Genomic DNA, 24831 nt, shown 5'->3' with positions numbered 1-24831 from the left:
CCTTTAGGGTTTTCAAACATTTTTAGATACCTATATTTGTATTCGAAAAATTCGATTAGAGTTCATCACATTATTAATTTGGGGAAATGCAAAAAATAATTCGGGTTACGACTGTGCCCATTTCATTAAGAAAACTACTACAGGGACAATTAAAATTTATGTCGCAGCACTATACTATGATCGGTGTGTCTGGTAAAGGAGAGGATCAGTTGGACTTGGTAGCCAAACAAGAGGAGGTGGCTGTTATTCCTGTAGAGATGACTCGTAAAATTACCCCGATTAAGGACCTGAAAGCTGTGTATAAACTATATAAGGTGTTTAAAAAAGAGAAACCGTTTATAGTACATAGCCATACTCCAAAAGCAGGAACCTTATCAATGCTGGCGGCAAAACTGGCAGGAGTACCGCATCGATTACATACTATAGCTGGTCTACCACTGCTAGAAGCTACAGGAGCCAAAAGACTATTACTGGATACCGTAGAAAAAATGACCTATGCCTGTGCAACCAAAATTTATCCTAATTCTACCGGTCTTAATGATATTATTATCAATAATAAATATACTTCGCCCAAAAAACTAAAAGTTATTGCCAATGGTAGTTCTAATGGTATAGATACTTCTTTTTTTGATCCGGCTTTATACTCAGAAAAGGATAAGACTACCTTATCAGATAGTTTAGGGATTCAATCTACAGATACGGTTATCGTATATGTAGGTCGACTGGTAAGAGACAAGGGGATACATGAACTTATTGATGCGTTTAAGAAATTAAGCCAGGTCTCAAAAAATATCAAGCTATTATTGGTAGGTACCTATGAAAAAGATCTGGATCCATTACAACCAGAGGCAGAAGAGGAGATAAATACGAATCCTAATATCATTATGGTGGGGTGGCAGAATGATGTACGACCTTATTTTGCGATTTCGGATATATTGGCATTTCCTAGCTATCGAGAGGGATTTCCTAATGTGGTTATGCAAGCTGCATCTATGGGTCTGGCTAGTGTAGTGACAGATATTAATGGGTGTAATGAGATCATAACCGATGGTGAAAACGGTAAAATAGTACCTGCAAAGGATACAGATTTGTTATTCGAAAATCTAAAGACCTTAGTAGAGGATAAAACCTTGAGAAATACATTGGCGAGTAAAGCGCGTGAGTCTATCACCAGTAGATATGAGCGTAAAGTGGTTTGGAATGCTCTTTTGGAAGAGTATCGCAGACTAGAATCTCTTTAACCCCTTATTTACAGGCGCCCGCGCGGTGCTGAAAGCTTAGAATATACCGCTGGTCGATAAAACTTGTGCGAAGGAGGGTATACATACTGCGCGGAATGCTATTGGTGTCCCGCTGGTCGATAAAACTTGTGCGCGGGAGGGTATCCATACTGCGCGGAATGCTAACGGAGTACCGCTGGTCGACAAAACTTGTGTGGGGGAAGGTACCCATACTGTGCGGAATGCTATCGGAGTACCGCTGGTCGATAAAATTTATGTGCGGGAGTGTTTTTATACTGTAGGGAAGGGATATATTACCGTTAATCGATGAAAACTCAATACAGAAGAGTGTTTGTTAGATTCGATAGATCGTATAGTTTTCTAATGCTGTTGTCTTGTCCTAAAAAAAGTTAATCCAGGTTGTCAAAAACCGAAATATTGATTGTATATTTACGCTCGATTTTAAATAAAGAATCATAGATAAATAGTACGCTACGCTCCCCAGTAGTATATAAGCTGTTTTTCTAGTAATTTTCCCCCAATTTTTAAGTGTTTTTTTATGATCCTGGATGTATTTTGGGATTATGGTAAGGGTTATTAATATCAATGACTGTATAGGGAGATAGTATTTCTTTTATTTCACTTTTTAACAAATGGTTTATACATTTGTTGGAATTAATAAAAAGACTCCACTTTATGGTCATCTAAACTTTAAAAAAAGGTGTATAAATTTTTTATAAAAAGAATTCTGGATTTTAGTGCTTCACTAATCTTACTGATCTTTATTTCACCTATATTCTTACTATTGATTCTATTTCTTGCTATTGCCAATGGAGGAACTCCATTTTTTGTGCAAAGAAGACCAGGTAAAAATGAAAAGATTTTTAGCATTATTAAGTTCAAGACCATGAACGATAAAAAGGATGCGCAAGGTAATTTATTAGCAGACAAGGATAGAATTACCAAAGTTGGAGCATTTGTAAGAAGCTCTTCTTTGGATGAGATTCCGCAATTGATTAACGTACTTATAGGAGATATGTCTCTGATAGGTCCCAGACCACTCATTATAGAGTATTTACCTATTTATAACGAAACTCAAAAAAAGAGACATAATGTTAGACCAGGGATTACAGGATGGGCACAGGTAAATGGCAGGAATTCGATCCCGTGGAAACAAAAATTTGAATATGATGTGTGGTATGTAGAACATCTTAACTTTTTATTGGATGTTAGGATAGTAATGCTTACCATTAAAAAAGTAATTCAAAAATCTGATGTAAATCTATCAGAAGAAGAAACGTCAGAATATTTTAATGGTACCAATTAGTTTTATTTTTTAAAAACCGTAGATGAGTAATAATATAGAGGTAATTGCCATAACAAAAAAAATGCTAAGAGAAGGCATTGATAAAAATACCTATTGGCATGGGGACTTAACACCATTACCTAAGAGTAAAGCATTGTGGCTGGTCTCTAATTCTAGAATAGAAGACGATGATTATTGTGGAGTTATTGGCTATGCAGATCATAAAATGATCTCTTTTGTTTTTATGTTTCCTGACTGGCTTAATAGTGCTACTGATACTAAAACCAAAGTATACTGGATGATATCATGGTGGGTAGATAAGGCATATAAAGATACTGTGCTGGGGACCTACATATATAATGAAGCGGTAAATTATACGGGTAAGCAGATTCTTATTAAGTCTTATGCCGAAAATGTAACTACTTTTTATGAAAAACAGCCTTTTACTATTATAGCATCCAGATTAAGACATACTATCTTTTTTAGCTTAGATGCATCCATGCTTATCGGAAGGTTTAAATTTCTTAAATTATTTAAGTTTATCCTCGATAGGGTAGATGCTACAGCGGCTGCGATAATTCGTCTTTTTAACAGGCCAAAAGCCAGAAAAAGAACAAAAGCATTGATCTATGATTATTGTACGCAATTAGACGATGCTACATGGGAGTTTATCGCTCCCTTCTGTAAAAATGATTTAATTTATAAAACAAAAGAGTACATCAACTGGCAAATCGATGGGAGGCAATATACCCAAACACCGATACCAACAAAACACCCTTATAAATCATTACAGACAGGAACGAGTAATAATATTCATATTCATAATCTCAAAATTATAAAAGAGAATGAAATTATAGGATTTTTGTCCTATGTTGTTAATTATAATGAATTTAATGTAAAGTATTTTTTAGCAAAAGAAGAAGAGTATGACCTGTGTATAGATGCGTTGATGGATAATTTTATTCAAAAAAGAACAAAATTTATCTTTACCGATGATACCAGATTATCTGATGCTATAACCAAAAGATACAAAACTATTTTTACGCATAGAGTTACAAAAAAGGGATTAGCTCATGATGAGACTACTCTGGATTTTGAAAATGCAAATATGCTGAATAGAGACGGTCATTTTTATTAAACCAAACAGATGAAATTTGTAAATAAACTACAGGAATCCATAGAAAATCATGCAGCGCACAATGTTTTATGTATAAATAATGTGTTTTATACCTATCGTGATTTTGCTATCGAAATATCTAAGATAAGATCTGCAGTCACTAATGTTGTAGACGATTCAGAGAAGTTAATTGGTTTGGTAACAAATGATGATATACAAACCTATGCAAGTATTATAGCACTTTGGCTAGAAGGAAAAGCATATGTTCCTGTAAACCCTACTACGCCAAAAGAGCGTAACACTAAAGTTTTTGAATTAACAGAAACAAAATATGTAATTGACTCTTCAGAATCTTCTATTTATGAGGATCATACTGTTATTGCTTCTGCGGCTTTAGATGATACAGATATTAACCTGAAACCCAAAGATGTTTCTGGGGATCAATTGGCGTATATATTGTTTACATCTGGTACTACTGGACTTCCCAAGGGTGTACCAATAACATTTGATAATGTCGATGCCCTAGTCAATGCGATTGATGCCGAACCAGAGTTTAATCTGACCCCTTCTGATCGATGTTTGCAAATGTTTGAGCTTACCTTTGATTTTTCGGTGGTTACGTATCTATTTCCATTACTTTCAGGTTCTTGTATGTACACTATACCAAAAGGGGCGATAAAGTACTTTTATATCTTTAAACTAATAAAAGAACAAAAACTTACGGTGCTCACTATGGTACCCTCAATCATAAATTATCTTAGACCGTATTTTCCGGAGATTAACGCTCCCGATGTGAGATATTGTAGTTTTGGTGGAGGAGCCTTGCATAGTGATATAGCAAAAGAATGGAGTGACTGTCTACCAAACTGTAAAATATTCAATTATTATGGTCCGACAGAATTTACAGTATATAGTGGATTTTATCCATATCATAAAGAAACAGATCAAAAGGCGCATAATGGTATCATTGCCATAGGAACGCCACAAAAAGATACGTTGTATCTTGTTGTAGATGAAAATAATAAAGAAGTAGCAATAGGGGTGACTGGAGAATTGTGCCTCGGAGGACCTCAAATTACCCCCGGTTACTGGAAAAATGAAGAACGTAATGCCATAAGCTTTTTTACAAGAGAAGAAAATGGTAAACCGATACGATATTATAAAACAGGAGATCTTTGTTTTAAAGATGAAGAGGGAGATTTTTTATATGTAGGAAGAGCAGATTTTCAGGTTAAAATAAGAGGATATCGGGTAGAACTAGCAGAAATCGAATTTCATGCAAAATCAAAATCAGAAAAGAAAGTAAATATGGTAGCTCTGGATATTACTAATAATCTTGGTAATGCAGAGTTAGGATTAGCTATAGAATCAGAAGAATTTGATACAACAGAGATATTCGACCATATGAAAACAAAAATGCCGGGCTATATGGTACCTACGCATGTGAGGTTTGTAAAAGAGTTTCCGCATAGTATTAATGGCAAGATTAATAGAAAAGAACTAAAAACATATTTTGACATACAATAAACAAATAGGAATGAATAAAGAAGAGATCTTATCAAAAGTAAAACAAGCTTTTGTATCTGTATTAGACCACGAGAATTTTCAACTTACTTATGAGACCACAGCAGATGATGTTGATGGATGGGAGTCTATTACTCATATGATGATTATCTCAGAAGTAGAAAAATCTTTTGGAATTAAATTTAAACTAATGGACTTGATGAATATGAATAATGTTGGAGATTTGATTAAAACGATTGAATCTGAACTATAGTTCTATATTAGTAACGACATCCTTATGGTATGAGGATATAAGTGCAAGTTAGTGATTAATAGAATCTCTTTTAGTAATTTAGGAGTACAAAAAATAAAAAAAAATAAGAATGGATAAAGTCCTGATTATAGGAGCTTCTGGACATGCTAAAGTGATTATTGAAACCATTGAACTTGGTGGGGATTATCAGATTCATGGGCTTATAGACACTTATAAACCTAAAGGAGAGAAATTACTTGACTACGAAATTTTGGGTACAGAGCATGATATTCCGGATTTTGTAAGTAAAGGAATTAATAAAGGAATTATTGCAATAGGAGATAATTGGACTCGGTTTTTAATGCAATCTCGAATAAAAGAAGTATCTCCTGATTTTGAGTTTGTTACAGTGATTCATCCTTCGGCAATAATAAGCCCAAGTGTGAGAATTGGGGTAGGAACCATAATACTAGCTTCAGTAACCATTAATGCCGAGGCAAGAATAGGTAATTTTTGTATTTTAAATACCGATGCCAATTTTGATCATGATAGTACTATTCAGGATTTTTCGAGCTTAGCGCCAGGGGTTACAGTAGGTGGTAATGTTAGTATAGGTAGATGTACAGCAATTTCTCTGGGAGCCAATGTTATACAGGGGATTACTATTGGCAGGCATAGTATTGTGGGGGCTGGCTCATTGATTTTGCACGATGTAGCTGATTTTAGCTTAGTGTACGGAGTTCCGGCAAAAGAAATAAGAAGTATTAAAGAAGGCGAAAGCTACTTGTCTAAATCCTAGCAGGAATTAAAAACGCTTCTGTAAGATTTTGGTAGTAAGATATTGTTAATTAGATAAATATAAGATACACTTAGGTATATGTACAACCCATATATAAAACGATTTTTAGATTTTTCACTTTCTTTTTTTGGTATTTTAGTGCTATTGCCAATTATTATAGTGCTGGTTTTGATATTGATGATTGTGAATAAAGGTGAACCTTTCTTTTTTCAATCTAGACCAGGCAAAGACGGTAAGCTTTTTAAGATTATTAAGTTTAAGACAATGGCTGACCTAAAATCAGAAGATAAAGATGATGTGCATAATGTATCGCGTATCACCAAAGCTGGGGCTTTTATTAGAAAATATTCATTAGATGAGATTTTGCAGCTTATAAATGTCTTAAAAGGAGATATGAGCCTAATAGGTCCAAGACCACTTTTAATAGAGTATTTACCCTTATATAATGAGACACAGCAAAAAAGACATAATGTAAGACCGGGTATAACCGGATGGGCACAAGTAAAAGGTAGAAACACAATATCCTGGAGTCAGAAATTTGAATATGATGTATGGTATGTAGAAAATGTAAGCTTTCTTCTGGATATTAGAATTTTGCTGTTAACTATAAAAAAAGTAATAAAAAAAGAAGGTGTAAATGTTGATCAAAATACAATTATGCCAGCTTGGAAAGGAAATAACTAAACTAAAAACTTAAGGCAGTCCATGTAAATGGACTATAATTCACAACACCAACAAATCAACTTAAACACAGTAATGAGTAAAATGAAAATAACTAAAGAATCTAATAAAATCAGGATATATGGGGCTGGGGGTCATTCTCAGGTTATACGAGAGGTATTAGAAAATAATGGTTATGAAGTAACAGAAACTTTTGATGATAAGCCATCAGGTCGTCATTATGCATCAAAAAATGTAACTTCTGGAGCACGAGAAAATATAGAAAACTTCCCCCACGAAGGACATCCAGTAATTATCGCAGTAGGAATTAATGCAGAAAGAGCAGAAATAGCAGGTTTTCTCAAAAGTGAGTTCGAAAAAGCAATACATGAATCTGCAATTATAGCGCCTACTGCAAAAATTGGAGAAGGTACGGTTGTTTTTGCAGGAGCAATTATACAACCTAATACTGTAATAGGAAAACATGTAATTATTAATACTGCCGCAAGTATTGATCATGATAATGTTATAGGTGATTATGCGCATGTCTCACCAAAAGCGGCGCTTTGTGGTCATGTCGAAGTTGGAGAAGGATCGCATGTAGGAGTAGGGGCTGTAGTAATACCAAAGGTTAAGATAGGTAAATGGTGCACCATAGGAGCAGGGACCGTAGTCTTAAAAGATGTGCCTGATTATTCTACTGTGGTTGGTAACCCTGGTAAAATCATAAAAACTAAATCACCAGAACTACAACTTAATAATACCTCTATGCAATCAGATGTTGCCTTTATAGGTTCAGGGATTTCGTCATCCTTTACCATTTTACATTTTTTAGATTTAATAGAAAATAATAAAGAACAAAGAAAAATTCGTATCAATATCATAGATAAATATCATGAGTTTCATTCTGGTATTCCTTATGGTTCGAGATCTGGTTTTTCGGTACATTTAATAACATCTTTAAAGAACTTTTTGCCAGAACCAGAACTCGGCAAGTTTATAAAATGGCTCAATAATAATAAAAATTGGCTGATAGATGAGCTAAAGAAAGATGGAGGTGCCTTATCATTGGATTGGGTGACTACTCATGCCAAAAAAATTGAGAATAATGAATGGGAAGACCTCTTTGTTCCTCGTCGATTTTTTGGCTGGTATATTAATGAAAAAGTGAATAAAAGACTGGAGGATCTAAAAATCAAAGGGCTTGTAGATGTTGAGTATATACACGGAGAGGTAAAGGACATAGAAAAGAAGGATAATAAGTATACCTTATCATTAGATAACAAAAAAACTATTTTATCAGAGAAAGTAGTTCTTGCTGTGGGGTCTATGCCTGTTAATCGTTTATGGAAAAATGAGATCTTAATAGAAGAAGACAAACTATTTTTTGTAAACGATCCGTACAATCCTGAACTTGGTGAGGTTTTAACTAAAATAGGTGGTTTTGTAGGAAAAACCCCAGATAAAAAGCTTAATGTTCTTATTGTAGGAGCCAATGCTAGTGGTCTAGAAATGCTTTATAAGCTGAATGATGTTGTAGAAATAGAGTCTCAGATTGATAAATTTGTACTTCTTTCTACTCAGGGATTATTACCTGATGCTGTTATAAACGAAAAACGAAAGAAAGAATACACACCTTTTAATTTGCAGGCACTAGCAAAAGAAGAAACGATAACTGCAAAAATTATCGCAGAAGCAGCGTTCAAAGACTTAGACTATGCAGATCAGATAGCGTTGGGAGCAGCCTCGACAGTAGATATTATATCTAAGGCTTTTGGTTCATTATTAGGTAAACTTGATGCAGAAGAACTAAAAAAATTCGCATGTCTTTATGGAAATGAAATAGGACGAAGACAGCGATGTGCAGGTTTTCACTATTCTAAGACAGTAGACGGGTTAAAAGAAGAAAAACGCTTTAGCCATATAGCAGGAAGATTTAATGATATTAAAAAAACCGATACAGGTGAGTATTCTTTAGAATATTTAGATACCGATTCCGGAAAAAATAAAATTCATGAAGACCCTATTCATATTATAATCAATTGTGTAGGTAGTACTAATTTGACAAAACCAAATATTCCTGATCTATTTAAAAATATGATAGATAAAGGATATACCAAACCTAACGAATCTAAAATTGGATTTGAGGTAAATGAATCCCTGGAAGCTTCAGATAATTTACATATTGTAGGACCATTACTAGCCGGAAATGTTTTTGATGGTAAAGCAGTATGGCATGTAGAGCATTGTGGGAGAATTATTTGGTTATCAGAGGTGCTATCTAACAAAATGAATGAATACTTTTTTGAGAATAACAAATTAAAAAAACGGCCAATATAATAAACCTAATTAACAACGACACCTAACTAATATTTTAACAATTGAAGCAAAACTACAACCTATTTATAAAAAACCTGGATGATAGTTCAGATGTCTTGGCATACAAAAAACTCTTGCAAAACAAGTGGGATAATAATGTATACTACTCCGCCGAGCATATGCTACATTTTGAGAAAGATTCAGAAAAACTGAAGTATTTTTTATTCGAGAAAGATGACTCTCCAGTTATTCTAATGCCTTTCATTTATAGAGAGATAAAACTCAAAAGTCAGAATTATCCATATTACGACGTTATAAGCCCTTATGGTTACAGCGGTCCTTTATTTAATGATACGGTATCTGAAGAAGATATTATAGAATTTTGGAGCAGCGTGGATCAATGGTATAAAGATAATAATGTTATAGCAGAGTTTATTCGATTTAGTTTAAATGAAAATCATAAAGGGTATTCTGGATATTTGACAAAAACGCTATCGAATGTAAGAGGGCATCTTTTGGAAAATTTTGATGATCAATGGATCGCATTTTTACCTAAAGTGAGGAATAACTTTAGAAAGGCAGTAAACCATAACTTAGAATTCAAAATATTTCATAAAGAAGAGATTACAAGAGATATTATTAAAATTTTTAATGATATCTATGTAGATACTATGAACCGTAATAATGCTGATAGTATTTATTTTTTCTCTAGTACTTACTTCGAAAATTTAATTTTATCTAATTTAGGGAACTTCTCTATTGCTATTGCATATTATGAAAACATCCCTATTTCGATAGAACTAATTATTAGCTATAGAGATACTTTTTTTGCTTTTCTGGGAGGAACCAATGCCGAGTATTTTAGTTATAGACCTAATGATTTTCTAAGAGTAAAAATCATAGAATGGGCTATTGCAAATAATATAAAACACTATGTTTTGGGTGGAGGTATGAAAGATGGAGATGGGTTGTATAAGCATAAGAAATCACTTTTTCCTAAAGATGAAGATGTGATTTTTTATACCGGAAGAAAAATTGTTAATGAGAAAGTGTATGACGAGCTATGCTCGACTTCTAACACAGAGTACTCTACTGTTCATAAAGAGAATTTAAAAGATTATTTTTTCCCCTTTTATAGATTAAGCGTATGAAAAAAGTGCATATAGATTACTTTTTTGAGCTTTTTGAGAAAGGTAGTATACCAAAGATATTTCATAAAATTGAGTATTATGAAAGAGAAGGCTCTTCAGCTAATCCGGATTATGATAACGAGCTGATTAAAAACCCTGATAAAGTATACTCTATTTTCTTTATTATAGATTATTTAAAACCGGTACTAGATAAGAGTCTATTTAATGTAAAGAAAATTAGTCAATTCTTTAAAGGTTATGCTATCTTTTTGGATGGTTTTGCTAGTGCAGATGCCTATATAAAATATCGTTTTAGGAGTAATGCCAAAGGAATAAGAAGAAGAGTCAAAAGACTTGAGTCATGTTTTCAGATCACAGAAAAAACATATTATGGCGCTATAGAAAAAGAAGAGTATCAGGATTTGATGAACTCTTTAAAAAAAATGTTGATTCGAAGGTTTGAACAACGCAATGATGTAAGTCAGAGTCTTTTGAGATGGGATCATTATATGGATATGTACTTTTCATTAATTAATGAAAAAAAAGCATCATTATTTGTCGTTTTCGATAGAGATATACCAATAATTATATCCCTTAATCATCATTTTCGTCAAAGACTGTTTAGTGCAATATCCTCATATGATATAGATTATAGCAAGTTTAGTTTAGGAAGTGTAGAGATATATAAAAAACTGGATTGGTGTATTGCAAATGATCATAAGTCTTATGAGATGGGAATGGGAGATTTAACGTATAAGAGAGAATGGTGTAATCATATTTATAATTTTGAACAACAAATTATTTACCCAAAAAAATCTGTTTCTGCAACTATAAGTGCCAATATTGAATATATAAAAGCTAGTTTCAAAGAATTTATTTTCAAAATAGCTTATGTAAGATATAAAAAGTATAAAGCAAAGCGAAAAGAAAGTTATACTCCTGACTTGCATTGTGAGGCATCTCCTATCGAAGAAGCGAAGTATGATCAAAAATATCCTGTAATAGATTATGAATCCAAGGACTATGCTTTTTTGCGTGGTAGTGTTTTTGACTTTTTATATACCAGTATAGAAAAAGTTTCTGATGTTAATGTAGTAGAGATTTCAAAAGAAAGAAAAACATACCTTATTGTTGGAAAAACAAAAATGCAAAAGATGGTTTTTGAGAATGCTAAAAAAGGTGATACCTAAAACTTTTCTTTATGCTTTAGGTATCTTTTTAATAGATTCTATAAAACCTTTTTACTCTTGTTTTACAAATTGTGCATCAATCACAATTTTTACTTTGTCAGAGACTACGATGTTTCCAGCTTCTGTAACGGTATTCCAGGTTAGATTAAAATCTTTTCTATTAATCTCTCCCACTAATTCAAAACCGGCTTTTGTTTGTCCATAAGGATCAATTGCAATTCCATTAAAATCGACATCCAAACTAATTTCTTTCTTGATATTTCTTATTGTTAAATCACCAGTTAGTTTTCCGTGGTCAAATGATTTAGAAACAAATGTTAATCTGGGATATACATCTGCATTAAAAAAATCATCAGATTTTAGATGTGCATCTCTATCATTATTTTTTGTGCTTATAGAATCGATTTCTGCTACAAAGTTGATATTAGCATCGCTAAAATTTTCTTTTTCAGTCTCTACAGAGGCACTAAAATTTTTGAAGTGTCCTGTGACTGTTGAAATCATCATATGTTTTACTTTAAATGCTATATCCGAGTGTACAGGGTCTATTTCCCACTTTGTTTTTGTTATAATTTCCATTGTATTCTATTTTTATAATTTTTAATTAGATGCTCATAGGGACTTCCATGAGCAATATTTTTGAATCTTTTTCAGGTGTAATTTGTATGCTATCTGTACCCCATACCCCAAAGCCATCTCTCGGCTCTAATCGTTGACCTTGGATAGAAGCTTTGCCATTTAGGATAAATGCATAAACGCCATTTTTATTAGAATGCAATTTGTATTCTATTTTTGTTTCCTGCGTAAATTTACCTAGGCTAAACCATGCATCTTGATGTATCCAAACTCCTTGATCAGTTTTATTTGGAGATACTATTTGATAAAACTGATTTTCTGTTTCAATATCTTTTAGTGATATCTGATCATATCGGGGTTCAACTTGTTTTTTGTTAGGAAATACCCAGATCTGGAGAAATTTTACTTCCTTATCACTGTTTTTATTGTATTCACTGTGAAAAATACCAGTTCCAGCACTGATTACCTGTACATCTCCTTCTTTGATTACGGTTACATTTCCCATGCTATCTTTGTGCTCCATATCGCCCTCTAGTGGGATTGATATAATTTCCATGTTATCATGAGGGTGCGTGCTAAAACCTCTGCCTTCTGCTACCCGATCATCATTAAGTACTCTTAAGACACCAAAATTCATTCGTTCTGGATTGTGATAATTCGCAAAACTGAATGTATGATTTGTATCTAGCCATCCATAATTGGCATGACCTCTTGTATTAGCTTTGTGCAATACTGTGTTCATAGTTTTGTCTGTTTTATTAGGTAAATGATTAAATCCTTGTGGAGTTATGGATTCTTGATTATTAGTGTTTTTTGATTTGGTATTAGCTCCCTTTAATAAAGTAGGTGTAGTTATACCAATTACACTGGTAATTAATGATTTCTTAATAAAATCTTTTCTATTCATAACTCTTTGCTTTATTGATTACAAAGGTCTGAATAGGGAGTTGTTTAAGGAATATGAAAATACAGGGCAGACTTATGAAAATCCGATATGTTACGAAATAGATTGAAATTTAGAAGGTGATACTCCTACACAGTTTTTAAAAAAAGCACTAAAATTTGCAGGTTCAGAAAAACCTAATTCATATCCAATTTCTTTATTGGATAATGTACTGAAATATAGTAATCGTTTTGCGGCAACTATTATTCTACTTTGGATATGTTCTTTGGCAGTTTTGCCAGTCTGTGTTTTGATTACACGGTTCAGATGATCTGGAGTAATATGAAGTTGAGAAGCATACTCTTTTGTAGTATGCCATTTTTTATAATTGTTATTAATCAAAGTTTTAAAATCACGTAACAAGCTATCACCGTTATGAATAGATGGGTTAATGTTTTTTGGTAGAGAGCATACATTATTAGAGTAAATTAAAATAAGTTTTAGTAATGATCCTATAGCCTCGTATTTGAATGATAGATCTGAGTTGAAGATTTGATATATTTCCTCGGCATAGGAATTAAGCTTTTGAGATTCTTCACTATTTAATTCCAAAGGAGGGCTTTCTCCAAAATCATTAAATAAATTTAGATCTTCTATAAAACATACCGGAATATTGTTCTGTATTAGAAACTGATTAGAAAACACCATGGAGAATCCTATAGATTTGGATTCTTCAATCATTTGGTGAACCTGTCCTGGGGCAATAAAAAAGATTTGATTACTTCCCAGAGAGTATTGATTAAAATCTATGATATGATTGCCTTTAGCTTGATCTATAAGTAATATTGTAAAGAAATCATGTCGATGAGGAGCATCAGGTTCTCCCTTTCGATTCAAATAAATATCTTCCATTTTGGAGATGCCAAAACTTAATTTGTCGTTTTGTTGATTTACCTGATTATAGATTTTTACGGTACTCATTTTATTGATATCTGGTGTTGTATATCTGGATTAAAAGTAGACTTTATAGATATTAAATTCTCTTATGATTTTTTCAAAGATACTAACTTTTGGCTCTTATCATTTTTAGTTAATAATTCGATGTTTATTATAAATATAAGATCATGTTGTCGCTAAGACTGAGTCATAGGAGTAGATTGTGGTAGTAGTTTTAAAACTTCTTTAGCTTGTTCCAAATGTCTTTGTTCATGGGTTACAATGATTTCAAAAGCAGTTTCGAGCGTGTAAACGACATTTTTATTCGCTGGAGAAGAAATAATTACTTTGTTTTTGATGAGATCTCTTGATGCCAGGATTTCTTTCTTTAGTTCGGTTTGATGGTTATTAAATTTTTTAAGTATATCAAGTGTTTTATGACTAGTTGTTGGCTCCCAAATTGAGAAAGTTCTCATTTTTTTATTTCTGTCGGGGTGTACCGATTTAAGAATACTTTTGCCTAAAAAATTTACAATAAAACCAAGTTTAGCAATAAATGGAGGTTTGTAATTTGGAGATTTTATAAGAGAAAGAATGGGGAAATAGCTTTGGTTGATAATGATTAAGTGATCTATGTTTTGGGCTATACTCCAGGTTTCTGGATTGGGTTTCCAATTTAGTTCATTATCTGTTAACGAGCCAAAAGTATGTATAAATTCATTTGTAGTTTTGTCTATCCGACCTATCCAGCTATTCATGTATTTGTATTGTTATGTTTTAAAACAAAGGTCTTGACTTTTGTACTTTCTATTCTTGGTATACACCAAGATTTTAAATGTGGATACTATTTATAAGCTTACTGAAATTAGTAGAATCAATTCTTAAATATGAAGCAAGATCTTTTTGCGAAACCATATTTAGCAAATGTGAGCTTCTTTGTACAAATGTTTTAAACCTTGTTTCTATATCAAAAGCCATTAGTTCATGATGTCGTTGTATCATTCCCATTAAAAAGAGCTCTGTTGTTTTGCGAAACAAGGTCTCTATTTCTCTATGTTCTTGCATCAGGAGTTGATGTTTTTCAAACGAAAGCCTCAGGAATTTGCTGTCAGTAATAGTTTCTAAAAAATATTTTGACGGAGTCTGAGTAAAAAATGATTCGGGAATTCCACTAAAAGATGGGGCGTATGCAAAAGCAATTATATGTTGCTTACTTTCATTAAGATAGTACGATTTTTGAATTCCTTCTTGTACATAATAAATAAACCGTTCAGTATCTCCGCTAGCAGTCATTATTGTTTTTTTTGGGACAATATATTCAGTCCAGTGAGAAATATACTCTTCCAGAATACTGTCATTTACCTTATGTATTTTGGATAAGAATTCTTTCATGAATTTTTTAGTATGATTTCATCAATGCCAAAATAGCTCTTTAGGTGATTTTGCCAATCATTTTTGTTTGTTAATGATTTTTGGAGTATTACCTTTTCATTTTCGGTAATTTTTAGCTGGTCACCGGTAATAGTAACCCTACCATTTATTGAAGGTTTAGTGATCAATCTCTTTTGAGTAAAGTGGGAGTAAGGACTAGTCTGGTGATATGTACACATACCACCAAATTCTTTTAATTCTCTAGTTTCAGGGCTAAAAATATATTCTGGTTGCCATTTTCCATCAATCAATTTGGATACTTTGTAGTACTCATTTTTGTATTTTTCTATTATAAAATCTCCTCTTTGATCGTTTTGAATTTCATTTAATTTTAGATGTAAAGGATTAAATGTAAAATCTCCAAAGCCTACATCTACTAAATATTCATTTTGTTGTATTTCTACAATTATGGCTAGATGGTCAAATTCTTTACCATAATCGTTCTTTTTGCTATCAAATACCCGAGCAGATATTCTTTTTGCATTAAACCCTAAAGAGATAAGAAGCTCAAAAAATAGTCCATTCAATTCATAACAGAAACCACCACGCTGTTCATCTATAATTTTTGAATAAATTTTTTCGAGATCTAAATAAATAGGATTTTGATAATGAATATCCAGATTCTCAAAGGGAACATTCAATAAGTGATGAAGCTGCAAATCTGCCAGCACTTCTTTTGTAGGAGTCAAACTGCCGGTGTATCTAATTCTATATAAGTACTTGGTGATATCCATATTAAGATTATTTGCGAATGCCATTGAAGATATTTTCTTTCTTAGTATTATACATTCATCGAATTGATAGTTGATATAAAAATATGATAATCTTTTATTCTTTCGAATTTTTATTGGTAATATTCTTCCAGATACGATAGGAGGATAGTAATAGAATTAGTGCTAAAACGGGGGATACATAATCAGTATCTGAAGCATTAATTTCTGCTAATAATGCCAATATGAAGAGAAAGAAAAAACTGATGTATGCCCATTCTTTTACTATTGATGATACATTGGACCAAATAGTAATTATCCCCACTACTTTAGCAATCATTAATGGAATAATGAGATATTCTGGATAACCTAGTCTTACAAATCTAGAACTAAATTCGGTATTAAAAACACTGTTCATAACGGTCATTATCAACATTAATGTTAGTAATCCAGTTGCTATCCGATAAAAAAGTAATTGTGATCTTGTGCTATTCATTTTTTAATAAGTTAATGTTATTAACGAAAAAATTTAATCTTTCAAAAGCGCCTCCCCATCCAGTATAAAAACCTTTTTCTTCTTGTTGTTTACAATATTCTTCTGTGGGATGAATTACTTTAAAGGTTAATTGGGTAGTATCACCTTCAGCTTTAAAGTATACCTGTAACTCTACATTTTCTGTCATTGGCTTAAAATCGGCAGAAGTGATAATTTTTTTGTGTTTACTAATCTCTTTATAAATACCTTCTGAAACAAATTCATCTCCATTGGGTAAGGGCATAGAGTATTTCCATTTCTTACCAATTTCGAAATGATGTTCAAGAATATTTAATTTCATTCCTTCTGGAGCCCACCATCGTATTAGATACTTTGGGTGTGCCCAAGCTAACCATAGATCTTCTATAGGTGCATTAAAGCTTTTCGTAATAGTTAATGTCTTGTAGTTCAAATTGTTCATGTTTTGTTTAGTTACGTAACTGTTCGGTTACAAATATATAAGTAACCATTTGGTTACACAAGTTTTTCCAAGTTTTTTAAGATTTTTTGTAGACACTAGGGTACAGGATTAGCCATGATTAGATATTTCGTTATTTAAGTTTTTTGTAGGTAAGACTTAATAAAACTCCGAATAGAGTAAATTGAAATATACCAACAATACCTTCTACCAGTACCCAGTTTAGAACATTAGGTACCTGATATTTGGCAGGTTCTACTAAGGCTGGATAACTAACAAATAACGCGCTTATCATTAGACCAAAAAATAGACCTTTTTGTATAGTAACCTCATTGTCGCTATAAAATTGAAATAAATATGATAAAACAACACCTTGTATTGTCATTGTTAGAAATCCAAGAATAAAAATAGGTTCTTTTCTCATAAATGGTATAGAAGCATAGTGTTCTATATTAATTACAAAATGCGAAATAGACTGAGTAGCAAACGAAACGAGTATAAAAATGACCGTTCCGAAGATTATTTTTTTCATGTTAAATGGTTTTAGATTAATAGAAGTATCTTTGTTACTTGTGAAAAGCAAGTAAACAAATATATATAATCACTTGCAAAAAACAAGTAAATGTATGAGGAAAATTGTTAAAAGGTCGAATTGCCCTATTAGCTATACCATGGATTTTTTTGGCGATAAGTGGACATTTCTAATTATAAGAGATGTAGCACTAAAAGGAAAGTGTTTCTACAAAGAATTTCTTGAAGCAGGAGAAGGGATTGCAACTAATGTTCTTTCAGATAGGTTAAAGATGTTGGAGTTAGAAGGCATAATTAGAAGTGAAAAGTATGAAAAAGTGAAAACAATGAAAAAGTATTCGCTTACAGAAAAGGGTAAATCTCTAATTCCCATTTTGATTGATATGATAATTTGGGGAGGTACTTATGATAAAAATACAGATGCTCCAAAAGAATTTGTTAAGAAAGCGATAGAAGATAGAAAAAGGACAATACAGTCATTTTTGGATTCTTTGGAATAAGAAAACTGGTTATTATTAAGATATTTGTCAAAAACAACGGGGAGAACCGAAGAAAAATATACTAACTTTAAAACAGAAACTAAATACGCCTTAGCTAATAGAACCTGATTATCTAACATGAAAAGAAGAAAGACAAGCTCGCAAAAAGAGATTCTTGAATTATTAAAAAGTTCAGAATCAGCGCTAAATCATGAAATGATTAAAAAGAATGTATCTGATAGTATTGATCGGGCAACAATCTACAGAATTCTTAATCGTTTTTGTGAAGATAAAATTGTTCACAAAATTGTTGGAGATGATGGTAAGCAGTATTTTGCGTTTTGTATAAATTGTGAAAGTAAAAAACACAACCATAATCATTTTCATTTTAGATGCGTAGGATGTGGTAAAGTAGAATGCTTAGAGAAAGAAGTGAAAGTTTCTTTACCAAGCGATTATACCATGCATAACTTTAATGGAGTTATTTCTGGTTTTTGTTCTAATTGCTCATAATCCATATGCGGTTATAGATTTGACAGAGCGATATGAACATTAAAACAACTTTATTTATTTGCAAAGGAAGACAAGTGGATGATGATTACTTTTATTGGAAACATTCAGCAAAAAAAGCCTTTAAGGAGTTGGTGATTAGAACTTCATTAGATTCTCCAATAGCGTTGTTTATTCCACTATGATCATATATACTACCATCTACATGAGATACCGAAACTCCATTTGCTTCTAATACATCAATAAAATTATTGGCATATCTAACTCTTTGTGGGTTTCCTCTTTTGGCAATAAAAAACTTTGGATAAGAAACAGTATTTACAATATTGTGGATAGGAGAGGCTTCATTATTTACAATGATATTGGTGCCAAATGCATTAATATACATGTTTTGATTAGCGCCACTTGTTATCTGTTCATTAATATCAAAGCCTTCTGTATCAATAACGGCTACGCCTTTAATATTAGAAAGACCTAAACCTACATTTTCAAGAAAACTTTTGTTTGTACCAGTTAATGCAGCAAGATGAGCTCCGGCACTGTGTCCCAATAATGCTATTTTATCCTTGTTCCCTCCATACATTTTTATATTATCATTAATCCATAATACTGCATTGGCAATATCAATATTATGATCTGGATACTTTATTCTATTTGCGTTTGAAACTTCAAAGGGAAAAGGGCTTAGCCTATAGTTTACACTAATCAGGATATAGTTTAAAGAGCGAAATAAATTTAACTTATTTTCGATTTCATTTGATTTATCTCCAATACTCCAGCCTCCTCCATGTATATAAACAATAATGGGTTTTAAAGTATTTGTATCACTATTGTAATAAACATCCATACTCAATAAGTTAGAATCTATCCCATTGATTTTGTCATATTCAATTGTAGCTTTCAAATTCTGAATTTGTGGTGTTACGATCTCCGTATCTTCATTATCACAACTAAATAAGAAGAGAGATATAGCTAAAGCAAGTAATTTCATTATTTGGTTTTGCATTAAGACTCAATTTTTAATGAAAGGTTTATTTCTATATCTTAAAAAAACAATCCATTTGTAATCTTGATTTTTTAATGGAATAATCCACGACATCATATACCCTTTGATTTTATGAAGTTAATTTATACAAATAAGTTATAATTATTGGTAAAATTAAACCTTTTAGTGGCTTCAATCCAGAATGAATAGAATTAATCATTTCATTAGTCGATCGAGACACAACAAAAAATTGAGAAATAATTAGTACTCCAATTCCAATACACATAAGAGGTATTCCTATATTTTTTCTTAGAATGATGAGTAAGAGGCTAGTAATTATAATACTTCTAAGAACACTTTGTATCGTTAATATTGTTGAAAAAGAAATGCTACTTTTATATGAGTTTAAAAAATCAGTAGAGCTTACTAGATCATTTCCGAAATAGATAGTATATAATTTGAAAAAGTGATAACATAAAAGAAAAGCGGTAAGAATCAGTATTACGATTCTCAGGGATTTGAATGATTTGTTCATTTAATTAAAATGTTTATAAAAATCACAATAAAGAAGTAGGTGATCATGTATTTTCTTTGGTGTTTTATAATAATCCTTTGGTCATCTTACCAATATTTGCACCTTCTGCTTTGATAAATTTTATGTCACGAACATGTTCCATTCTCTTCCATAGATATGTATTTCCTTTTAATCCTTTAGTGATTCTCATTCGTCGATTTAATCTTGAAATCTCGATAGTTGAAGCTTTTCTTTTCTCTCCTAATATACCATATAGTTTAATGGCTGGATAAGAATCGAATTTTAGCCTAAAAAGAGCTTTTATCCAAAACCATTTGCTACTATTTACCCCCATAACACAGATGTTTCTATTTTCTGTGGCATTGTTAGGTAGATTTCTAGTGTATTGTTCAAAATAGAAACCTGTTTGGTCTTTGTTTAAAAAAAAAGTACCTATTGGAGTAATCGTAGGGTTATTGTCTCGATCGACAGAAGCGATAGAAACAGATAAACTTGTTTTAAAACTATTATTAAAATGTTGGCGTATTAATTTCCAATTTGACTTGATATGCATTTTTACTTTTTTTGAATATTGTAAAGATCAATATTTAAAAACTGTTATCTTTTGACATAAGTCAAATTCGATTATTTTTTAGCTCTCACTCGACTTAATGTTTCTTGTGTGATACCAATATATGACGCGATATCTCCCAACGAAATATGTAATTCTATTTCTGGATATTGTTGTAGTAAAAAGGCATAGCGCTCCCTAGCCGATGAGAATTGAAGATAGGTTACTCTTTGTTGTAATTGAAGCATTATTTTGGTAATGGCATTTTTTGTAAATCGTTCAAAATCAAAATACTTATCTGAAAGCATGTTAATGTCCTCTCTTTTAAATTCTAATAAGACACTATCTTCGGTTAATTCTATGCAATGTTCACTTGGTTGTCCCAAAAAGTAACCTGTGATAGCACATATAAATTCATTGTTAAAAGAAAACCAGTCTGTAATGGCTTTTCCGTCTTTTAAGTGATATGCCTTTGCACTTCCTTTATAGATATAAAAAAGTCTATTGGTATATTTATGTTCACTCACCAATTGAGTTCCCTTTTTTAATTGCAAAACCTGAATGTCCTTTTTCCACTCCTCAATAGTCTCTTTTGATAGGTGAGAATATTCACTTGTTATTTTTTTGAGGATTTCATTTAGCAATGAATTGTCTTTTGTAAGTAGGTTATAATGTGCCACTATCTATGGTTGTTGTTAATAAGTGAAAAGATAAGAAATTATAGTCTTGTTGTATAAAAATACACTCCAAAGAATTAAGAGTTATAATTATTTTGAAGTGTATTTTTGTAACAGGTAGTTATCGCAAATTATATTCCCTGAAGAAGGATTGCATTGGCTGAGTTATGCTTCGTAAAACATTTTTTAAACTTATATTTAAGAAGTAGCAATAACAGGTTTAGTATAGTGTATTGCACTATTATTAGTTTACATTTCTATTTGAATATCTACTTTCTGTTTTAATAATCCTTTACCACCTGCCATTAAACTCTCAATTTCCCCATTTTTAACTTGTAAGTTAACTATAATCAAACTTGGCGAAGGTTTTTTCATGTATTTACCTTGTTGGATGAGGAAACTTTTTTTCTTAATATTTATAATATCGAATAAATAACAGGCAAGAGGTCCTGCAGCCATTCCTGTTCCTGCTTCTTCTGATATTCCGTAACGTGGACCAAACATTCTTGCGGTAGCATCGTTTTCAGAATTTTCTGTGTTGGTAGAAAACACATAATACCCAATTAGATCAAATTCTTCACTTATTTCATTTATTAGGTCAAAGTCAGGGATTACATTTTTTAAAACCATTTTACTTTTAACAGGAATCAGTATAAATGAATTCCCTGTATTTACTAATTGAATAGGGGCATTGGGTATAAGATCATTTTTCTTCAACCCTAAAGATTTTAGGATGATATGTTCCTTATGATCCATGTTGACATATTGTGGCGCCAGTTGCTCCATAAATGCCAAATCTCCTATCATTTTTATTTCTCGTTTTCCATCTATGGTTTCTTTAGAAGAATTATCATTCTTTAGAACTTCTATTTGTTTTAGATAGGAAAATGTTGCTATTGTAGCATGTCCACAATGTGCAATTTGCATTTTTGGAGTATAGAAATCTAGTTTGAAATCAGCATTTTTTGATTTTGAAACAAAAGCGATTTCTGATATTCCAATTTTTTTAGATATTTCTAATCTATTTTTATCAGATAGTTTATCTGCGTTTAAAACTACACCTGCTGGATTACCACCTTTACCATTTTCTGTAAAAGCGTTAAGAATTTGTACCGTAACTGTTTTTGAGCGATCCATTTTTAATAATTTTTTAGTGTTACATGATATGGACGCGACTCATTAGAAAAAGACGTAATTAATTTTGACTATTTTCAAAGTCTATTAATTTTCCGGAGGTATCTGATTCTACATTTGGACAATCGATAATATTTTCTCGTAAAATTTCTCTAGCCTTTTGAACTCTTGATTTTGTTCCGGAGTAGGATATTTTTAAATGTTCTGCTAATTCTTTTTGACTGTAGTTTTTAAAAGAAGTTAAAACAATTGCCTCTCTATGTTTAGAAGAAAGACTTTCTATTTTTTTATTGATACAGCTTGTCAATTTTGAGTAATCGAAATTTTCATTTTGATCTTCGGGAATATCTAAGGTATTTATCGAGATATTTTTATTATTTGCCTTTCGAAAATAATCGATAATTGTATTTCTAGTGATTTGGTAAACCCAAGGAGTTAACTTAGACGTATGTTTTAACTGATGAATTTTGGTTTGAATTTTTAGGAAGACGTCTTGATGTATATCTTTTGATATTTGCTCATTTTTTATTTTTCCTAAAATGAATTTATAAAGTTCTTCATTTAGGTCAATCCAAATAGTATTTACTTCTTTTTTCATTATTTCAGTTGTTTTGGATGCAAATAATGGTTCATTTATAAGTCAAAGCTGTATTTTCTTTTAATGGGATATAGATCCTGAGTTAAAGTTAAGGTATTTGTTTTTCTGTGACTGGATATTATTTATAAATAATGTTTCCACCAGATTTTTTTACTTCGTCTGCTAATTTTGATTCTATTTTTGACAATCTAAAAACTATTAGAATAACTAATAAAGCTTCTGGGATTTGAATCAGGTCTGATATTATCATAGCGCGAGAACCTTCTATTAACTGTTCAATAGTATCTTGTTTGAAAGCAGTTTTAACCACGTACTTTCCTATAAAATTTGATATTATAAATAAGGTCCACCATAATCCAATTATAAACCCCCCGTTTTCTATTAGATATGAAGAGTCCATTTTTTTTATTTTTTCTTGAGTTTCTGTCCAGATTTCTGTCATTATTTGCACTGGTCTAAAAAGGCTGATAATAGGAATAATCCAAGACCATACAGCCATAGTTTCCTTATGATTTAAATAACTGATTTTTAACCTATGCAAATTACCATACGCTCTTCTAAACCAATTAAGGAAGAGTACTACCGAGATGATGTAAATGATAAATTGGACAATCCCGATTACCCCTTGTCTCATATCATTGGCATTGGCTTCACCCTCATCAATGTATTGCTCAATTTGAGCGTTTTTAAGAAGTTCTAATTCATAGTAGTTAGAGATTATTCCTGTAATTGTTAATCCGGTTATTATCCAAAAGATATTTATTAAATATTTTGCTCTTTTAGAATTGTCCCAGATTTCAATTTTTTCTATTAAACCTTCGGTTTTGATGTTTTCTAGTTCGTTCATTTTACTCAGTTTTGTAGTAACGTTTTATGTAAGTGTCTTAACTGATTCAATTGTTACTTGATGTTAAGTAATTTCTTTTTTGGTACCACAAAATTGATGTATGATATCACTGATATAAATCTCAAAAAAATAAACAATTTGGGATAGTGAATGAAGATATCCAGAATGAGTTGGTATAGGAGTTTACTCTTTTATAATTGGTAGCACAATTTGCTAGAGCTTGGAAGTGTTTTTATCAATTGAGTCTTTGGTTTTTTATTTCGAGTTAGTTGCTATTCTAAATCCTAAGTCATCTATTTTAAACGAGAAAGGATGACTTCTTCTTCGAGTTGTCGCCATAACACTTCTTTCTAGGTCAAACCAGCCACCACCACGAAAAACACGGTAAGCCCTATAAACAGTTTCGTCGTAAATATCTGAGCACCATTCCCAAACATTACCCAACATATCATAAAGTCCCCATTCGTTCGGTTCTTTTAGCCCGACTTTTTGTGGTCGATTATCAGAGTTACTTTTATACCATGCAATTTTACTCAAATCCCCATGCCTGATATCTTTGGTTCCTGCCTGGCAAGCATACTGCCACTCAGCTTCTGTTGGCAATCTAAATCTATTTGCTTTTGAATTCAGAGTAACTTTTTGGGTTGTTAAGTCGATAATATAACATTTGTCGTTTCCTAAAGATTCAGAGAGGCATTACAAAAAGCCACTGCATTATTCCAAGAAACTGTCTCAACGGGTAATTTATGACCATTGAATGTAGAAGGATTTTTGTTAGTTATCACTTTATATATTTCTTGTGTTACTGGGTATTTGCATAGTTTGAAGGAATCGATGTTGACTGACCAAGTTTTGTTTATTCGATCGTCTCGCATATCTACAGTTCCAGCCGGAATGGTCACAAGCAACTCATCAATTACCTCTTTGTCTATTTTATCTCTTATTGTTTCCACTTTATTCTTTTAATAATGAGTTAATGTTTACTATGTGTATGGTAAC

At 31.9% G+C, this 24831-nt stretch carries 29 protein-coding genes; 12 read left to right on the top strand and 17 right to left on the bottom strand.

Annotation, left to right across the window (positions count from 1 at the left end; all coding sequences use genetic code 11):
- The first annotated feature begins 86 nt into the window (after positions 1 to 86).
- From C1X07_RS03425 to C1X07_RS03380, 10 genes are all read left to right on the top strand, one after another.
- On the top strand, positions 87 to 1241 hold the full coding sequence (locus C1X07_RS03425) for a glycosyltransferase family 4 protein (protein ID WP_103068550.1): 1155 nt from the start codon (positions 87 to 89) through the stop codon (positions 1239 to 1241).
- 700 nt (positions 1242 to 1941) lie between these two features.
- A complete protein-coding gene (locus C1X07_RS03420) occupies positions 1942 to 2547 on the top strand; it encodes a sugar transferase (RefSeq protein WP_103068549.1) in 606 nt (201 codons plus the stop codon).
- 22 nt (positions 2548 to 2569) lie between these two features.
- Complete coding sequence (locus tag C1X07_RS03415; RefSeq protein ID WP_103068548.1) at positions 2570 to 3664, top strand: hypothetical protein; 1095 nt, start codon at positions 2570 to 2572, stop codon at positions 3662 to 3664.
- Positions 3665 to 3673: 9 nt separating this feature from the next.
- Positions 3674 to 5170, top strand: coding sequence for an AMP-binding protein (locus C1X07_RS03410; protein WP_103068547.1), 1497 nt, complete (start codon positions 3674 to 3676; stop codon positions 5168 to 5170).
- A 10-nt stretch (positions 5171 to 5180) separates the two neighbouring features.
- Positions 5181 to 5420, top strand: a complete 240-nt coding sequence (locus C1X07_RS03405; protein ID WP_103068546.1) for an acyl carrier protein — start codon at positions 5181 to 5183, stop codon at positions 5418 to 5420.
- Between the two features lie 109 nt (positions 5421 to 5529).
- A complete protein-coding gene (locus C1X07_RS03400) occupies positions 5530 to 6198 on the top strand; it encodes an acetyltransferase (protein WP_103068545.1) in 669 nt (222 codons plus the stop codon).
- Between the two features lie 78 nt (positions 6199 to 6276).
- Complete coding sequence (locus C1X07_RS03395; protein WP_103068544.1) at positions 6277 to 6882, top strand: sugar transferase; 606 nt, start codon at positions 6277 to 6279, stop codon at positions 6880 to 6882.
- An 81-nt stretch (positions 6883 to 6963) separates the two neighbouring features.
- Entirely contained in the window at positions 6964 to 9198 is a 2235-nt protein-coding gene (locus tag C1X07_RS03390; RefSeq protein WP_103068543.1) for a NeuD/PglB/VioB family sugar acetyltransferase, read from the top strand.
- A gap of 41 nt (positions 9199 to 9239) precedes the next feature.
- Positions 9240 to 10328, top strand: a complete 1089-nt coding sequence (locus C1X07_RS03385; RefSeq protein WP_241507179.1) for a GNAT family N-acetyltransferase — start codon at positions 9240 to 9242, stop codon at positions 10326 to 10328.
- A complete protein-coding gene (locus C1X07_RS03380; RefSeq protein WP_103068542.1) occupies positions 10325 to 11497 on the top strand; it encodes a GNAT family N-acetyltransferase in 1173 nt (390 codons plus the stop codon). The genes C1X07_RS03385 and C1X07_RS03380 overlap by 4 nt, the downstream gene beginning before the upstream one ends.
- Before the next feature lie 51 nt (positions 11498 to 11548).
- Here the strand turns inward: C1X07_RS03380 and C1X07_RS03375 are convergent, their stop codons facing one another.
- From C1X07_RS03375 to C1X07_RS03335, 9 genes are all read right to left on the bottom strand, one after another.
- A complete protein-coding gene (locus tag C1X07_RS03375) occupies positions 11549 to 12076 on the bottom strand; it encodes a YceI family protein (RefSeq protein ID WP_206604206.1) in 528 nt (175 codons plus the stop codon).
- Positions 12077 to 12101: 25 nt separating this feature from the next.
- Entirely contained in the window at positions 12102 to 12815 is a 714-nt protein-coding gene (locus C1X07_RS03370) for a pirin family protein (RefSeq protein WP_103068790.1), read from the bottom strand.
- A 255-nt stretch (positions 12816 to 13070) separates the two neighbouring features.
- A complete protein-coding gene (locus C1X07_RS03365) occupies positions 13071 to 13937 on the bottom strand; it encodes an AraC family transcriptional regulator (protein ID WP_103068541.1) in 867 nt (288 codons plus the stop codon).
- Between the two features lie 152 nt (positions 13938 to 14089).
- Positions 14090 to 14650 carry a DinB family protein gene (locus tag C1X07_RS03360; RefSeq protein WP_103068540.1) on the bottom strand — a complete coding sequence of 187 codons (561 nt, stop codon included), beginning with the start codon at positions 14648 to 14650 and terminating at the stop codon, positions 14090 to 14092.
- Between the two features lie 73 nt (positions 14651 to 14723).
- Entirely contained in the window at positions 14724 to 15284 is a 561-nt protein-coding gene (locus tag C1X07_RS03355) for a Crp/Fnr family transcriptional regulator (protein WP_103068539.1), read from the bottom strand.
- Positions 15281 to 16081: an arylamine N-acetyltransferase family protein gene (locus C1X07_RS03350; protein ID WP_206604205.1), complete on the bottom strand. Its 801-nt coding sequence runs from the start codon at positions 16079 to 16081 to the stop codon at positions 15281 to 15283. Before C1X07_RS03350 ends, C1X07_RS03355 begins: the two co-directional genes overlap by 4 nt.
- Before the next feature lie 70 nt (positions 16082 to 16151).
- On the bottom strand, positions 16152 to 16529 hold the full coding sequence (locus C1X07_RS03345; protein ID WP_103068538.1) for a DoxX family protein: 378 nt from the start codon (positions 16527 to 16529) through the stop codon (positions 16152 to 16154).
- Positions 16522 to 16980: an SRPBCC family protein gene (locus C1X07_RS03340; protein ID WP_206604204.1), complete on the bottom strand. Its 459-nt coding sequence runs from the start codon at positions 16978 to 16980 to the stop codon at positions 16522 to 16524. Before C1X07_RS03340 ends, C1X07_RS03345 begins: the two co-directional genes overlap by 8 nt.
- Before the next feature lie 139 nt (positions 16981 to 17119).
- On the bottom strand, positions 17120 to 17518 hold the full coding sequence (locus C1X07_RS03335; protein ID WP_128755182.1) for a hypothetical protein: 399 nt from the start codon (positions 17516 to 17518) through the stop codon (positions 17120 to 17122).
- A gap of 94 nt (positions 17519 to 17612) precedes the next feature.
- Between C1X07_RS03335 and C1X07_RS03330 the strand changes: the two genes are divergently transcribed.
- Both C1X07_RS03330 and C1X07_RS03325 read left to right on the top strand, forming a co-directional pair.
- Positions 17613 to 18017, top strand: a complete 405-nt coding sequence (locus tag C1X07_RS03330) for a winged helix-turn-helix transcriptional regulator (protein WP_103068535.1) — start codon at positions 17613 to 17615, stop codon at positions 18015 to 18017.
- A 117-nt stretch (positions 18018 to 18134) separates the two neighbouring features.
- Positions 18135 to 18509 (top strand): Fur family transcriptional regulator, encoded by a 375-nt coding sequence (locus C1X07_RS03325; RefSeq protein ID WP_103068534.1) that lies wholly within the window; start codon positions 18135 to 18137, stop codon positions 18507 to 18509.
- A 91-nt stretch (positions 18510 to 18600) separates the two neighbouring features.
- Here the strand turns inward: C1X07_RS03325 and C1X07_RS03320 are convergent, their stop codons facing one another.
- The 8 genes from C1X07_RS03320 to C1X07_RS25350 all read right to left on the bottom strand — a co-directional run bounded on the left by C1X07_RS03320 (position 18601) and on the right by C1X07_RS25350 (position 24785).
- Entirely contained in the window at positions 18601 to 19497 is an 897-nt protein-coding gene (locus C1X07_RS03320; protein WP_206604203.1) for an alpha/beta hydrolase, read from the bottom strand.
- 593 nt (positions 19498 to 20090) lie between these two features.
- On the bottom strand, positions 20091 to 20579 hold the full coding sequence (locus tag C1X07_RS03315; RefSeq protein WP_103068533.1) for a pyridoxamine 5'-phosphate oxidase: 489 nt from the start codon (positions 20577 to 20579) through the stop codon (positions 20091 to 20093).
- A gap of 71 nt (positions 20580 to 20650) precedes the next feature.
- The gene (locus C1X07_RS03310) at positions 20651 to 21256 is read right to left on the bottom strand and encodes a Crp/Fnr family transcriptional regulator (RefSeq protein WP_103068532.1); all 606 of its coding nucleotides are present in this window, start codon (positions 21254 to 21256) and stop codon (positions 20651 to 20653) included.
- Between the two features lie 246 nt (positions 21257 to 21502).
- Positions 21503 to 22390 carry a PhzF family phenazine biosynthesis protein gene (locus C1X07_RS03305; RefSeq protein ID WP_103068531.1) on the bottom strand — a complete coding sequence of 296 codons (888 nt, stop codon included), beginning with the start codon at positions 22388 to 22390 and terminating at the stop codon, positions 21503 to 21505.
- Positions 22391 to 22448: 58 nt separating this feature from the next.
- Positions 22449 to 22985, bottom strand: a complete 537-nt coding sequence (locus C1X07_RS03300; protein ID WP_103068530.1) for a sigma-70 family RNA polymerase sigma factor — start codon at positions 22983 to 22985, stop codon at positions 22449 to 22451.
- A 118-nt stretch (positions 22986 to 23103) separates the two neighbouring features.
- Positions 23104 to 23832: a DUF4328 domain-containing protein gene (locus C1X07_RS03295; RefSeq protein WP_103068529.1), complete on the bottom strand. Its 729-nt coding sequence runs from the start codon at positions 23830 to 23832 to the stop codon at positions 23104 to 23106.
- Between the two features lie 255 nt (positions 23833 to 24087).
- Entirely contained in the window at positions 24088 to 24435 is a 348-nt protein-coding gene (locus tag C1X07_RS25355; RefSeq protein WP_206604202.1) for a formylglycine-generating enzyme family protein, read from the bottom strand.
- 74 nt (positions 24436 to 24509) lie between these two features.
- Positions 24510 to 24785: a formylglycine-generating enzyme family protein gene (locus tag C1X07_RS25350; protein WP_206604201.1), complete on the bottom strand. Its 276-nt coding sequence runs from the start codon at positions 24783 to 24785 to the stop codon at positions 24510 to 24512.
- Positions 24786 to 24831: the final 46 nt, after the last annotated feature.

The organism is Aquimarina sediminis (assembly GCF_002895435.1).
Lineage (GTDB): Bacteria > Bacteroidota > Bacteroidia > Flavobacteriales > Flavobacteriaceae > Aquimarina > Aquimarina sediminis.
This window is presented reverse-complemented; position numbering and strand designations above follow the sequence as displayed.